Raw genomic sequence first — 15,366 nt, forward strand, 5'->3', positions numbered from 1 at the left:
CTACATAATTTTCTAATTTGGTAACTTTTTCTTCGATTCTTAGTTCTAAAGATGAATAGAACACGACCCCTTTTTCAAGTATGGTAAAATAGAAACACTGTGTTTTAGATTTCAAAGAGAGGCAATATCACAAATAATGGACGAAAACGAACCACAACATCATATCTCGTCTCATCATCATATGAAAATTCACTGGAAAGAATTTTTCAAGAGTCCAGACGATACCCTAATTGGGGACACTACGCTAGTAGAAAAAGGGTCACTTGTTGGCAGAGTAGGAATAATGCTTTTAGAATGCGGAACTGGGGCCTGGCGCGTACGTGATTCAATGAATACCATAGCGCGGGCACTAGACATTACTTGTTCTGCTGATATTGGTTTATTAACCATCAGTTATACTTGCTTCGATGTCGATAACAAGTCTTATTCACAAACTTTATCACTGCCAACTACCGGCGTTAACATGAATAAGCTGAATAAAATGGAAGATTTTGTTCGCCGCTTTGAAACAGAAAATGAATACTGGACAATTGGTGCGGTTCATCATGAACTTAATCAAATTGAAACGCATACCAAAAGTTACTCATTAACAATTGCTGCCCTAAGCGCGGGACTTGCCTGTGCCAGCTTTATTTTCTTATTAGGTGGCGGTTTACCAGAAATGATTTGTACCTTTTTTGGCGCTGCCATCGGGAATTACTTCCGCGGCGTAATGGGTAAGCACAAGGTTACTTTAGTGGCCAAAATTGCTGTTGGTGTAGCTATTTCTTGTGCTATTTACTTCTTTTGCTTCCGACTGGGAGAAAAGTTCTTAGGCTGGAATTATCATCATGCATACGGCTATATCGGGTCAATGCTTTACGTTATTCCCGGTTTTCCATTTATTACCTCTGGGCTCGACATGTCAAAACTGGATATGCGGTCAGGACTAGAACGTCTTTCTTATGCTGTCTTAACCATTTTGATTGCAACAATGGTTGGCTGGGGCGTGGCAACTACACTGAGTTTAAAACCTGGCTCAATTCCTGAACTCACACTAAATCCAGTAACGTTAACAGTCTTACGGTTAATTGCTAGCTTTTGCGGTGTTTACGGCTTTTCAATTATGTTTAATGCTAAGCCATCAATGGCAACAGTGGCAGCACTTATCGGAGCTTTTGCCAACACCTTACGATTGGGCTTAGCCGAATTTAACCATGTTCCTGCCCCTCTTGCGGCTTTTATTGGCTCGCTTTTAGCTGGCTTAGTGGCCAGCTTTGTTCGTGATAAAGTTGGCTTTCCGCGAATTGCAATCACGGTTCCGGCAATTGTCATTATGGTACCGGGACTTTACATGTACCGCGCTGTTTTCAATTTCGGTGTAACCAACATTAACATTGGTGCTTACTGGATAATGAACGCGTTGATGATTATTACTGCTTTGCCAATTGGACTTTTAACTGCTCGAATTTTAACTGATCCAAAATGGCGTCATGCAGATTAAACACTACCAAGCGGTACTTATTACTAGGCAAATTAGTAAAGTCTAAATTAAGTACTAAAGCAGTCTGGCCTGTGGTATAATTTTGGTACATTGTTTTTGGTCTCCGTTCTATTTGAAGTTGGATAATTAAATAATAACAAGACCAAGAAAGAATGTATACAGAAAAAACGTTGAACTAGTAAGTTCAACGTTTTTTTAATAGTCTAAGAAAATAGTTTCTTCCCAGACTCTTTTGATAAATTTAATGAAAGTGGTTTTCTAATTTTTATATAATCAATCAAACTGCTATGTTTTTTACTGCTTATTGGCAATTGCTTTAATCGCATTGCGGCCCGAAAAGATACAGTAACCTGCATGAGTACCAGGGACATTAACGCCGTAGGTATCACCGTACAAAACGGCTGATCCGTCACTACCAATTGCGTAAAGGCCACTAATTGGTCTACCCTTAGTATCCAAAACTTCATTATTGGTATTTACACGTAAGCCGTCACCAGTTGTATAGGCACCAACGCCTAGTTCAATGGCATAAAATGGGCCATCCCCATCAACTGGAAGCATGTATTTGGCTGGCTTATGGAAATCGGTATCCTCGCCATTAGCGGCCATTTCATTATAGTGCTTCACATAAGCTGGTAAGTTAGGGGTATCAATCTCTTTAGCTAATTCTTCAATTGTTGCAGCTTTATGCAAGTACTTGCGACCATCTTTTTCAGCTTGTTCAATGTCTTCTCGCAGACTTGGGTAACGGTCTTCAGGTACAAATGGTTTCATTGATCTTGGATATGACTTATCGGTGAAGTCATCTAAGATTTTCTGACTGAAAATACAAAAGACACGCTCTTGGCGATTCATCGAATTGCCTTCATTAGCCCAGTTGACGACTGCTGCACTTTCATCAACAAAGCGTTCACCGATTTCATTAACCCACATTTGTGGTTGATCACAGACAGAACTCCAAATGGCTGTACCCCATAGTTTAAATGAGGGAACCGAATCATCTTTTAATTGGCCACCAAACATCATTGACATTCCGGTAAAGAATTGTTTAGCGCCAAGATTCCAGGCAAGACATAAACCATCACCGGTACTTTTACCTGAGTTGACAGGAATTACATTATCCGGATTTTGATGAGGAGTGTGTTCCATCAATTCCAAGTTATTCAGATAGCCGCCACTTGCCAAAACAACGTTGTTAGCAACTACAATCTCGTCAGTATCATCTTCAACGTTCGTCAAAGTTACGTTATAAGTTTGATCTTCATTTTGCTTAAGATCCGTTACACGCGTTAAAGTAATAATTTCAACGCCCTTAGACTTCGCATATGGCTCTAGACCTGAATGAATTGCATCGTGGCCCTTGCCCTTGAACAGATGCCAGGTTCTTGCACCTGAACCTAGGCTGGCAACCATCGCAATCTCAGCACCCCGTTTCTCAAGCCAAGAAACGTTTTTACCCGCATTGGCAATATATTTTTGCCACATTTTGCCATCTGCTTTGTAATGCGAATAAGTTAACTCTTCTTTTAGCAATTCTTCTTGATCAATTTCCGCATGATCCTTTTTTTGTAATTCAGAATCTGCCGCAAAAACACCTTCAACATAGTTTCCTGTACCACCAGTGGTCTTACCTTTTTCGACAAGCAAGGTCTTTAAGTTATTATCGGCAGCTTCAGCGGCCGCAGCAAAACCGGCAAGACCAGCACCAACAATTACAACATCATACTTCTTCTCAGCCATGATTTTTCTCCTTTGACCAAAAAGGCACATACAAATTTTCGGCAAATCTGTACATGCTTTTTTAAACTATTTACCCTCTTTAGCAGTTTCAGCTGCATCGATTCCGGCTAGGCGTCCTGAAATGTAAGCAAAACCTAAAGTTCCACCTTCAAAATCAACATACGCCTTACCATACATTCCGGAAGCATCAGCACCCGCTACATAAAGATTAGGAACAGGCTCGCCACTTGGTGCTAGAGCATGCATCTTTTCATCAATTGTAGCACCACCGAGAGTTCCAAGGTTACGTGCAATATACTTAACTGCGTAAAATGGGCCATTTTCAACAGGAATCATTCGCTTGGTATCGGAGAAGAATAATTCATCTTCACCCTTTTTCTTCGCAGCATTATATTGATCAACGGACTTTTGCAAATTCTCCGGATTGACGCCCATTTTTTCTGCAAGTTCCGCAATTGTGTCACCAATAAAGACAACATCAGTTGAACTTAGCTTGTTTAATAATGAAGTAAAGTCCGTCTTTTCATGTTCGTGCTTGATACTTTCCTCAGTGTCAGTTGGGAAATTGAATTCCATATAGAACTGGCGCTTGTTCTTCCACTTGCCATAATGGTCTTCAATTGCAACCATGCCGCCTTCTTTAATCTTATCAAGCATGGCCTGATCAAAGATGACATATTCAGTCTGCTTAGGCTGCTCGGACAGCTCAGCTCCATGAACCGCAAAGTCCAATGCGTGAGTTTCACTGGCATAACGTTGGCCACGGTTATTGACCCGGAGGTTTGGAAAATCGGCCAAAGCGTTAACTGGCATCCAGTTAGGACCAACTAATTTTACCATTGCACCAATGTCTTCATTACTGAAAGTTTGCCAGAAATAATGCGTTGAACCATTAATATGGTGCGCAGTACCAGCATCCCAGGCCATGTTTAGACCATCACCGGTGTTTTGTAAAACTTGTCCTTGGGTGCTAACATCACCCAAGTATTCTTTACGCATTTGCGGATTACCGCCGAAACCGCCTGTAGCGATAATCACTTTTTTAGCATTGACATGAAGCTCTTTATCATCACCCTGTGCAATTAAACCGATGACTTTACCATCAGCATCCTGCAAGAGCTTTTGCCCAGCAAAACCAAAATACATTTGCCCGCCAATTGACTTAAACTTCTCAATCAACTTGGTAACAGCCTTAGTTCCGCCTTCTTGATAGCCATGAAGAGTAGCTGGCATACCAATGTGATCAAAACTACCACCGGTTCCGGCATCAACCAATTTCATGATTGCGCCGTTTTCATTCAGCCAGTCGACAGTTTTGCCTGATTCATCAATGATGCGGCGAACAAGAATTGAATTCATATAGCCTTGTGAAGCATCCATATATTCATCATAGAGCCACTTCTTTGATACAACTGCATTTTGCTCTTTTTGTTGTTGGCTATCGCCGGCAAACATCCCGCCGGCAAAAGTACTGGCACCAAGTGGCGAGATTGTTTTTTCAATTAAAGCAACACGAGCGCCGTGCTGGCGTGCTGCTAAAGCGGCGGCGGCGCCTGCTCCACCAGCACCAACAACTGCAACATCAACGTCAATTACTTCTTGTGTTTCCGTTTGACTTTGCGCACTGTTTTCTTTTAAAGCAGCAAAGTCAACTGCTGCCTTATTCAAGGCCTCTTTAACGCCCTCAATAATGCCGCGTGAAGTTTCCGAAGCACCGGAAACGACGTCAACGTCGGCTGATTGATGATCAACAATCTTTTGAGCCATCTTGTGAAAAGCATTGTCGGCAAGGCTATCAGGAGCATATTGATCTAATGGCTTAACGCTAACAATCTTGTCCTCATCAACTTCTACTTCAAGGTTGATTTGACTCTCCTTACCCTGACCGGAACCGGTGTATTTCCCCGGCTTATCAGTAATCTTTTTTGCCATGATAAAATTCCTTTCTAATTATCAAGCTAGTTATCTTTGATTATTGCGTTGACGTGCAATATTAGGGTCTGGCAAAATTGCCAAAACAATGACTTGAACCACGAAGACGATTCCTTGAATGATGAAGGTTAAGGCATAGTTTCTACCAGCAATAGCAGAAATAATAAATGGAATAAAGAATGACAAGAGTAGTGAAACTGTTCCAACAAGTCCACCTGCACTACCAGCATTCTTTGGGCCGATTTCAGGGAATGTAATTGGCATCGCTTGCATAATCGGGCCAGTCATAGCGCCGAAGACACCACCGAGAATCAAGGCAATTGTTAATGGCATTCCAAGTGGAATATACCAAGTAACTGCCATCAATAAGCCGCCAAGAATCGTAATTAAAATCATTACTGGCTTACCTTTTTTAGCTTTATTGATAATAGATGGACCAAATAGTGAACCGCATAAACTACCAATTGTGGCAACTGCGGCAACCGCACCGGCTTGTGCTGGTGTCATTCCTCTTGCGGCAAAGGCTTGTGGCAAAATACCGGAGAAGGCTTCACTGGCACCCATTCCAAAACCAACAGCCAAAGCAACATACCAAGTTTTCTTACTTTTTGCTGCAGCTTCAAAGAACTTTAATGACGACTCAGATTTACCTTGCTCTACTTGTGGTTGTGGTATTTCTTCACCTTGAGGGGTGTCTTTAACAAAAATCATCCAGCAAACAGCTAAAATCAAAAGCACTGTTGATGAAAAGATATATGCCTGTTTAACAGATGGAAACAGCGAACTAGTAGCTTGAGAGAGCATAATACCAACGCTGGCTGAGGCAAAGAAAACACCCATCGCCATATTAGTATCCTGCTTAAACCAAGTACCAAAGATTTTCAGCGTATTAGCATTTAGGAGTGCCATATAAACACCGAAAAGCAACAAAGTTATAAACATTGTGAAAAAGTTATTGGCAATTAAGCGGCCGTAAGCACCAATTACAGAAATAACTAATCCAATTGAAACAATTTTCTTAGCACCAAACTTATCTGCAAGTGAACCTGCAGGAATACTCAAGAAAACTGCAATTAGCATTGGTGCCATCAGCAAAATTTGAAACTGAGCTGGCGCAATATGCAAAGCTGGCATAATTTGTACAGCCAAAGCAGAAATCTGAAATTGAATATAACTACTAATGGCATCAAGCAAAGCGGCTATTGCCAGAATTACCCACCGGTAGCTAGAAAGCTTAGGTAATTGTTTTTCTTCCATGATTCTTAATCTCCTTTTATTAAATAAAAACTAATTTTCCGCAGCGTATTGACCTGCTAAACGACCAAAGGTCTGAGCGTGACTGCAAGTTAAACCTGGAACTCTGTCTGGATAGCTGCCCCAGAAGAAACCACCACTTGCATTACCAGCAGCATAAAGATGTGGAATCGGGTCACCATTTTTATCAATAACTTCCATTTTGGTATTGATCCGCAGACCATCAAGTGTTGCGAGAAGACGTCCACCCATAATGACACCATAGTAAGGTGCTTTATCAACTGGGAATAGTCTGAATTTTTCTTTACCGAAGTCGGTATCAACACCGTTTGCACACATTTCGTTATAGCGTTTAACCGTGCTGACCAACTTGTCTGCTGGTAATTGCAATTTTTCAGCCAATTCTTCAAGCGTATCGGCTTTTTGGACCATACCGTCATCAATTCGACGTTGAATCTCAGCCTTATTTTCTTCAGTATTGTAAATACCTGGCCAATTGAGCCGTGAACAACCTTGAGTTCTAAATTGGTCCAAGTGATCCATTGTGTCTTCTGACCAAATTTGGGCTTCTAAGTAACCAGGTTGTTTAGCCATTGCGTTGATATCGAATTGGTAAGGAACACTTTCATTGCCAAAGCGCTCACCCTTCAGGTTGACTTTAAGCAATGGATAAGCACCCATCCAGAAATAGCCAGGACCCTTAAAGTCAATCTCATAATGATCTTCGGCCTTCGTTCCAACAGGAACGGCACCACGATCAAAAATGATTTCTGCTGGTTCTTCATCCCTTGCTGCCCCAACTTTTAGACCAGCTAGAATACCTGAACCATCATCCCGAGGGCCATCTGAATAAACATTCTTCTTATAGCCAAGTGGATCCCACTTCTTCATCAATTCGACATTAGCACCATAGCCACCGGTACAAATGATGACACCTTTATTTGCATGATATTCAGTCTTTGCGCCTGAATCACGGTCACTAGTAATGACACCAGTTACAGCACCACTATCATCGGTAATTAATTCTTCTAGCTTGGTATTATATTTAAGTGTTACGCCAAGTTCCTTAACCTTATCGATCATCCAATCACCATAATGAGCCCAGCCGTTTTCTGGGGTGGCAATTGCTAGTTCAGTATTAAAGGCAGTGTTAACAATTGATTCATAGTAAGCATCTTTTTGTGGTCTTAAAACTCCGCCATTTGGCTTTAAGATATTGTCTTCAAGCCAGTTAGCTGTTTCATCAGCGTGGTTAGCCCAAGTCCATAAAAGTCGTTCATCAACATTGTCTTGGAAGAATAAAGTTAAGAAGTTCATCAACTTAGCTTTGTCTACTTTGATTCCGGCTCTTCTTTGAGCATTACTATCAAGTGCTGCAAAGAAAGAACGGTAAAGAAACTGTGAGCTTCCTTGCTTATCAATCAAGAGAACTTTAGCTCCTTTTTCAGCAGCTGCACAAGCTGCCATACCACCAGCGTTACTTGCGCCAGCGATAATAACATCATAAGTATTTTCCATTTTTTATCCCTCACTTCTTAATGCAAATCCTTTAATCGCTTTCATAATACTATTTATCTAGTGAATTTCTGCACCAATATTAGAATTCAAGATTACTAAATGGAATAGAGAACATTCTTGTTATGCTTTAATAATCAAAAAAATGCTTGTGCAATAAGCGCTTAGGCTTACTATACAAGCATTTTTAAATAACTATCTATATGCGTATTATTTATTATTTTTTTGGGTGTATTCCTTTACGGACATCTTGAGCGTGTCTAATACTTCATCAAGAACTGACTTATTGGAAAAAGATTCCATGTAGGCAATACCATAAGGCGAAATATCATGATAATCAATTGGCACATAAGTAATGCCAGCAGATTGCGAGTCAGCGATAAAATTGGGTAAAATGCCGTAGCCCCACCCACCACGAACATAAATATCCATTGCCAAAAAGTCTTGGACAAACTTGATATGTTCCATACCCAAATTGTTAATTAGCGCCGTCTGAAAATTTAGCTGAACATTCAGGGAGCTATTGGGATCTAGCAAAAAAATGTTTTGATTTCTTAAATCGGCAACTGCTATCTTGTCTTTTTTAGCAAGCGGCGAATCATCAGGACACGCAACCACGACTCTACCGGTAATTAGGGGCTCAAACCTGACATCATCAACAACATCAACGTCTTCACGCGCAATTGCACAAATATCTACGTGGTGATTCAATAATTCACCAATTGAGTTATTAAGTACAAAAACAAATTGCACGTTCAGGTTACTGCCTGACTTACGCAATTTGCGCAAGAAAATAGGTAAAATTTTTTGTTCTAAGGGCGTATCACAAACACCAATCCGCAAAAGCGTCTCGGGATTATTCTTTTGGCTTTGTAAATAAGCCACCGTATAGTCCATATCATCAACAACATTTCGGGCCACACGGTAAAAATATTTACCGGCATTAGTCAATGAAATGCGGTGATGGGCCCGGTTAATCAGGGTAACACCGATTGTATTTTCTAAATCCTTAATGTTTTTAGAAACAGCCGATTGGGAAAAATTCAACCGCTCAGCGGCAATTGTAAAACTGGAGTTGTCAACTGCTTTAATGAAGCAACGTAATTGGGTAAAGTTCATTTTCTTATCCTATTCAATTATCCTCTGTTTTTTTAACTTATCTACCCAAATTATACTACTGATACATATATAAATAGTATTTTTTCCTAAAAACAATTGGGCACAAAAAAAGGAACTAGTTCGCGCTAATTCCTTTTTTGTTATTTATTGATCAATCTTATCTAAGGCATCGTTAACCGCAGCTTTTAATCCGCGACAGGTGCTCGATGCGCCCGAGACGGCATCGACATCAACCTTGTTTTCCTTAACCATTTCGGCTGGCATGGTTTTAATCGCCTTTAGACCATAATCTTCTGATTCGGCCTGCTTGAGAACCTCAATGTTTTGTAAATTCTTTTGCTTATCGGCAGTGACCCGAACAACGATTTCGCCACCCATGCCGCCATTGGACCTACCAATGTATTGATCCTTGCCAGTTGGATAGTCTTCATGCTCAAGGTCTGAATTCAAGTGGACATCGTGTGCTGATGCACCACTAGCAGCATCAACCGTCACATCATCTTTAGCTTTGGCTGCATTTTCACCGGCAATTTTACCCCAAATCAAACATTCGGCTAAGTTGTTACCACCTTGATACTGGTTAGCACAAATACCGCCAAATTCACCGGCAGAATATAGGTGCGGAATGGCCTTGCCCTTAGTATCGAGAACTTCGGCTTCCTTATTTCTTCTCGCACCACCTTGCGTGTTTAGCATTGTCTGTTCCATGCGCACGGCATAAAGCGGACCTGCAGTAAATGCCCGCAAAGTCTTTGGGTCACGGCGAAATTCAGGATCATTGCCTGCTTGGCATGCCTGGTTAAAGCGAGCAAGTGTATCTTCCAAGGTGGCTTTTGCAACACCAATCTTTTCTGCTAGCTCGCCAATCGTTGCGGCCTCAATAACATTATCTGTATACGGCTGATAGTTGCCAATAATTGGATCTTGGTCTAATTCAGCTTTTTTAGCTTTATCAAAAATCAAATAAGGGTGTTCTTGGTTGAGCGGCACTTTCCACTGACCATGGTTCTTAATGTGACCGTGACGATTCTCTTCCGCTTCGTTAAAGTATCTGGTACCGTCATCACCCACAACAAACGAACTGCCATGAGCAACTACTTCATTTTGCTTACCCAGCATTAGGCGGCCACGCTCACCTTTTGGTACGGCAAATGCCATCCCGTGCAGCAAACCTAATGATTCATAGTTGTATAAATGCCAGAAATCAGCGCCAACTTGCTGAGCCATCTTGATGCCATCCCCCTTATTGTACAAGGTGCCAAGAGGGGCTAGTTTTTTAGCGCCAATAAAATCTTCAATCATTGTTTGGTTATTTTCAAAGCCGCCGGTACACATTACCACACCGGTCTTGGCTTGCACTTTAAGCAGCTGATGCTTGCGCTCAATCAAGACGCCTTCAATCTTGCGACTGACTGGATCCTGAATTAATTCCTTAGCCGGGGTCTCATACATCACATCAATTTGATCTTGGCGCTTAACGACCTCTTCTTTTAAAATTTTCCAAAGTGCAGCGTCAAACCATGACTCACGTACGGTAGTAAAATCATATGAAGTCGAACCTGGAAATTCTGGGAATTCCTCAAACGCATAGCGGGCTTCAGGGGCATAATTTTTAGCGCTGCAAGGTTTTACGCCTAAATATTTAGTAACATAATTAGGAATATCCACCATTCCTGCAACATAGGTATCGATCATCTCTTCATCAAGTGACATCGGTGCCGTCAGACTCTGATAATATTTTTTTAATTCATTAAAATCATTACCCGTACCAATTAACTGGGCCGAATAACGGGTATTGCCACCTTCATGACCTTCAGGTGCAACATCGACAAGCAGTACTTTTGCACCATTATCAGCGGCAAAGCGTGCAGCTGTTGCTCCAGCACCGCCAAAACCTAGTACAACAACATCATAATTGGCATCCCACTTGATGTCTTTTTGATAAATCATGATTGATTCCTTCTTTACTATGTAATCACTTTCATTAAATTAATAAGTTAATTTTATCACAAATATCTTTTTAGCAACCTTACTATTTAAAAAATCGTCCGTTTTTTAAACGAACGATTTTACTCAATTAAATATTAAAACTAGGAGATCATTACTTGTTAGAAGTTGGCCTTTTTAACAAGTCTATTTTTGCCAATAAGATAGAATAATTTGCCATGTCTCTTAACAGCTGCTCCGTAAGTTCGACAAGCTTGATGACGCTTTAAAAGTTTGATTTTTTTACCAGCTTGATTAAACACATAAGCATTATGACGTAATTTACGCACAACGCCATCAATATTAGTAGCCCTCACATATTCATTATTAGCCAGCACATAATACTTACGGTTATTAATAAGCTTCGTTCCATAGGTATTAATCACTGTACCTTGTCCCAGCCATCCAGCTATTCTTTTTTCTTTTTCATTATAAATATATGAATTATGCATAACCGCCTTGCTAACAGGAAGTTTGATTTTGGCATCATTTGAGTCACTGCTATTGTCTTTGCCAGTGGTTGTGCTTGGAGCCGCAATGATCACTGTTCCGCCGCCTTGACCCCCAGCAGTACTATTGGCACTGGCATCTTTGGCGTAAACATAAACTACGTCTTGCTTTTGATTCGTAAAAGTACCTGAGGCATTAGCCGGTGTAGTCTTGAGCTGGTAACCATTAATGACCAACGGATAACTCTGATACTGCGTTCCGATAATGCCACCCAAAATGACATCTGTGGCAACTGGCTTGCCCTTCTCATCTTGATAGTGGACCGTTACGTTAGCAACTGACAGCGGGTTTCTAGTATAGACGTAAATAAGAGTTTGTTCTTTATTAGTAAATTGACCCGTGGAATTTTCTGGTGCAGTTTTTAAACTATAACCTTCAATTGGAATTGCGGTACTGCTATAGGAATCATTAATATAACCCGTTAAGACAATATCGGAGTGAATTGAGTGACCAGCTTCATCTTGATAGCGCACAATCACATTGCCTGCTTTGACCGGATCTTTGGTATAAATATAAATCACTGTTTGCTCATGATCGGTAAATATCCCGGTAGCATTTTCTGGCGTTGTTTTAAGCGTATAACCATCAATTTTAACAGCTACACTAGTATATGTTGTGCCACCTTCACCTGTCAGGACTACGTCTTGGGCAATTTGTTTTCCTTGGACATCCTGATATTTAACGGTAACCGGTTTAGCGGTAGAGAGATAAATATAGTCAACATTGATATCATCGCCATTATAAGTTCCCTCACTGTTTTCTGGTATATTTGTTTCATCTAATTGATAATAAGGAATGTCTTTGGCCTTAGTACTGTAATTTGTCCCTACACGACCGTATATTGTGTCTGCTGGTGAAATTTCTTTGCCTGCTTGGTTATGATAGGTAATTTTTAAAGTGGCAAAACGGACATAAGTATCTGCATCCTTAGTACCATCATAATTATCCTGTAAATCTTGCGATGACCAACTCTTATTTCCTTGTGGCAGATCTATTGTCCCATTTTCGCCGACATTGCGCCAAGTACCTGGCAATTCAATATTCGCAGTTACAAGATAATTTTTGTGACCTAGCTTTAGCGTAACTAAGTTGCTTAAGCCAGCCAGCATATTTGCCCGATATCTGCCTTGAGCGTTCATAACCTTACTCATATCAAAATTGCTGATGTCCAAATCTGTTAAACTATAGCAGCTAACAAATACCCCAGAAAAGTCTTGAACGTTTGAAGTATTAAAATTATTCACATTAATTGTTTTCAATTTTTGACAATAACCAAACATATTAGCCATTGTCATTACCTGGGCAGTATTAAAATGGCTTACGTCAAGTTGGGTTAAACTGTTATCTTGTGAAAACATCATCGACATATCCCTAACTTGGGCGGTATCAAAATGACTCAAGTCTAAACTGGTTAAAGATGAACAGGAATCAAACATTGAAGACATCGTGATTACTTGAGCAGTATTAAAATGACTTAAGTCTAAACTAGTTAAAGCTCGACAATTTTTAAACATTGAAGACATATCACTTACATTAGAAGTATCTATATTGCCAAAAGTAATATTAGTTAGCGACTTACAATTTTCAAACAGCGAAGCCATTGATTTCAGCTGAGAAGTATCTAAATTGCTTAAATCGATACTAGTTGCATTAGTAAAGAAGTTAAATAGGTTCGTAGTATCACCGCTTACCTTCAAGGGAGCGGCTATTTTAATTGTTTTAGTGTTGCTAGAAACAAGGCTAGAAAGATATTCATTTGGATCATAAACAAGTTTGGCTTCTCCACCAAGAATGGTGGCCGTTTTACTATTGTCATCATATTGCCAGGAAAGACCATGCCATTTAAAACTAGTAGCAAATGGTTGCGCACTATCTTGCGGCTTAATCTCGCTATCGTCAGTACTTAAAGGCTGTTTAGCTTCATTAGCGGTAGTACTTTTGTCCTTTACGGCCGTATTTTCGCCCGCAGTCACCGGGACCAGCTTAGCTTTTTTCTGTTTTTGCACTTTATCTTTAGACTGTTTTTGCACTATTACTTTAGGTGAATTTACAGCAGCGTCTACTTTTTCCGGAATAGCAGCAAATAAGCAGAACAAAGCTAGACTTAATAAAATTATTCCTAAGGATGGCGCCTTTTTCCAATCTACAACTTTATCTTTATTATTCATTTTCGGGCTTCCTATATACACGAATAGTATTTTATTAATAGTAATATATTAACTTCAATTTCATTTTAGCATGTGCGGAATTTATTTGATTAAATATGCACTAATCATCTTGGTTATCAACTATTTTTATTGTAATTAATTGATTTTATCCACAAAAAATGCACTGCTTGAATCAATAAAACCAAGCAATGCATTAAAAAGTAGCTATTCTAGTTATGAATAATCGTGTTTTTTATTCGCCGTAAATGTCTTTAGCCAAATCAAAAGCTGACCAGGCCTTAGGCCAACCACAATAAAAGGCCAAGTGGGTAATTAATTCAACCATTTCTTCTTTGGTTACCCCATTAGTTTTTGCCATTGACATATGTGCCTTTAACTGGGGATACAAACCCTGAGCCATTAAGGCAGCACACGTAATCAAACTGCGGTCACGAGCCGACATTTGCTCCTCGCGTGACCAAACTTCGCCAAATAATACGTCATCATTTAATTCCGCAAATTTAGGAGCAAATTTACCTAAATTGTCACGACCTGCTGTTTGCTTTTTCATTTTTTAATCCTCCAATTGTTCATAATCTTCATCTGTCACTGGTTCAAGCCATTCTGGTGTTCCCGCAGTTATTGCCAAGTGTGCAAACCAACTATTCTTGGTTGCACCATGCCAATGCTTAACACCATCATGAACAACCACAACATCTCCCGGATGCAATTTGCGGGCCGGCTGGCCTTCTTCTTGATACCAGCCTTCACCGGCCGTAGCTAACAAAATTTGAAAACCGTTATTGTGCTTGTGCCAGTTATTGCGACACCCTGGTTCAAAGCTGACATTAGCTACACCAACATTAAGGTCTGGATCATTCACCAAATTTTGCAAATAGCTTTGACCAATGAAGTATTTTTGAAAGGCTTCATTCTTGTCGCCCAGTGCAAAAAGACCATTTTTAACTTCTTGCTCATGATTATCCATTTTGATTCTTCTCCTTTATTTTTGCTAAATATGCCGCAAAGGTTTCACTTGCGGCAATCTGATGACTTTGCTTGCCCTCGTACCAAGCAATTTTATGCTTTAATACCTTTAAATTATTTTGTAGTTCATTAACCTGCTGTTCGGCGTTCTGCTGGACTCTTTTTAATAGAGCTAAACGTTCCGGAATTGTTTGATCTCCCTGAGCGCGCAGCGCAATGTATTGTTTTAATTCACTAATTGTCATGCCCGTACCTTTGAGGTGCAACAAAAAAAGCAGCCAATCCCGATCAGCCTCGGTATAAAAGCGTTGTCCTTGGCAGTCACGCTGCGGTACCAGCAGGCCCTCACTTTCATAATACCGAAGGGTGGCGGAAGAAAGACCTACCATTTTACTAAATTCACCGATGTGGTACTTTTTTTCATTAGTCATTAATTCATCCATCTTTGGTTAACCATTTGTTAATTACTTCAATACTAAATTTATTCAGGTCGAAGACATTTACATAGAAAATACTAACGCCAAGCAGATATTGCTGTTTGCCAGCTACACTGAAATAGCGGCCTTTCTCACAACTGCTATTGACAGTGCACGCAGTTAAAACAAAATAGCCATGCAAGCGAGTTAAAAATGATTATTTTTCAATCATTTTTTAGCTCTTAATAATTACAATAAGCCTTAAAGTGCACTTTAA

Annotated in this window: 11 protein-coding genes; 1 reads left to right on the forward strand and 10 read right to left on the reverse strand. The window is 40.1% G+C overall.

Annotated elements, in window-relative coordinates:
- Positions 1 to 136: 136 nt before the first annotated feature.
- Positions 137 to 1,483, forward strand: coding sequence for a threonine/serine exporter family protein (locus GYM71_RS09050; RefSeq protein ID WP_220220216.1), 1,347 nt, complete (start codon positions 137 to 139; stop codon positions 1,481 to 1,483).
- A gap of 294 nt (positions 1,484 to 1,777) precedes the next feature.
- Here the strand turns inward: GYM71_RS09050 and GYM71_RS09055 are convergent, their stop codons facing one another.
- From GYM71_RS09055 to GYM71_RS09100, 10 genes are all read right to left on the reverse strand, one after another.
- A complete protein-coding gene (locus GYM71_RS09055) occupies positions 1,778 to 3,223 on the reverse strand; it encodes a vinyl phenol reductase (RefSeq protein WP_220220217.1) in 1,446 nt (481 codons plus the stop codon).
- A gap of 66 nt (positions 3,224 to 3,289) precedes the next feature.
- Positions 3,290 to 5,155, reverse strand: coding sequence for an FAD-dependent oxidoreductase (locus tag GYM71_RS09060; protein WP_220220218.1), 1,866 nt, complete (start codon positions 5,153 to 5,155; stop codon positions 3,290 to 3,292).
- A gap of 30 nt (positions 5,156 to 5,185) precedes the next feature.
- A complete protein-coding gene (locus tag GYM71_RS09065) occupies positions 5,186 to 6,412 on the reverse strand; it encodes an MFS transporter (RefSeq protein ID WP_220220219.1) in 1,227 nt (408 codons plus the stop codon).
- A gap of 30 nt (positions 6,413 to 6,442) precedes the next feature.
- Positions 6,443 to 7,927 (reverse strand): FAD-dependent oxidoreductase, encoded by a 1,485-nt coding sequence (locus GYM71_RS09070; protein ID WP_103752978.1) that lies wholly within the window; start codon positions 7,925 to 7,927, stop codon positions 6,443 to 6,445.
- Between the two features lie 207 nt (positions 7,928 to 8,134).
- Complete coding sequence (locus GYM71_RS09075; protein WP_220220220.1) at positions 8,135 to 9,043, reverse strand: LysR family transcriptional regulator; 909 nt, start codon at positions 9,041 to 9,043, stop codon at positions 8,135 to 8,137.
- A gap of 144 nt (positions 9,044 to 9,187) precedes the next feature.
- Positions 9,188 to 10,993, reverse strand: coding sequence for an FAD-binding protein (locus GYM71_RS09080; protein ID WP_220220221.1), 1,806 nt, complete (start codon positions 10,991 to 10,993; stop codon positions 9,188 to 9,190).
- A gap of 158 nt (positions 10,994 to 11,151) precedes the next feature.
- Positions 11,152 to 13,707 carry a MucBP domain-containing protein gene (locus tag GYM71_RS09085; RefSeq protein WP_220220222.1) on the reverse strand — a complete coding sequence of 852 codons (2,556 nt, stop codon included), beginning with the start codon at positions 13,705 to 13,707 and terminating at the stop codon, positions 11,152 to 11,154.
- Between the two features lie 232 nt (positions 13,708 to 13,939).
- Positions 13,940 to 14,257 carry a carboxymuconolactone decarboxylase family protein gene (locus GYM71_RS09090; RefSeq protein WP_220220223.1) on the reverse strand — a complete coding sequence of 106 codons (318 nt, stop codon included), beginning with the start codon at positions 14,255 to 14,257 and terminating at the stop codon, positions 13,940 to 13,942.
- A 3-nt stretch (positions 14,258 to 14,260) separates the two neighbouring features.
- On the reverse strand, positions 14,261 to 14,674 hold the full coding sequence (locus GYM71_RS09095; RefSeq protein WP_103752983.1) for a cupin domain-containing protein: 414 nt from the start codon (positions 14,672 to 14,674) through the stop codon (positions 14,261 to 14,263).
- Entirely contained in the window at positions 14,667 to 15,104 is a 438-nt protein-coding gene (locus GYM71_RS09100; protein ID WP_244986817.1) for a MerR family transcriptional regulator, read from the reverse strand. The genes GYM71_RS09095 and GYM71_RS09100 overlap by 8 nt, the downstream gene beginning before the upstream one ends.
- Positions 15,105 to 15,366: the final 262 nt, after the last annotated feature.

The organism is Lactobacillus panisapium, from assembly GCF_019469265.1.
GTDB lineage: Bacteria > Bacillota > Bacilli > Lactobacillales > Lactobacillaceae > Lactobacillus > Lactobacillus panisapium.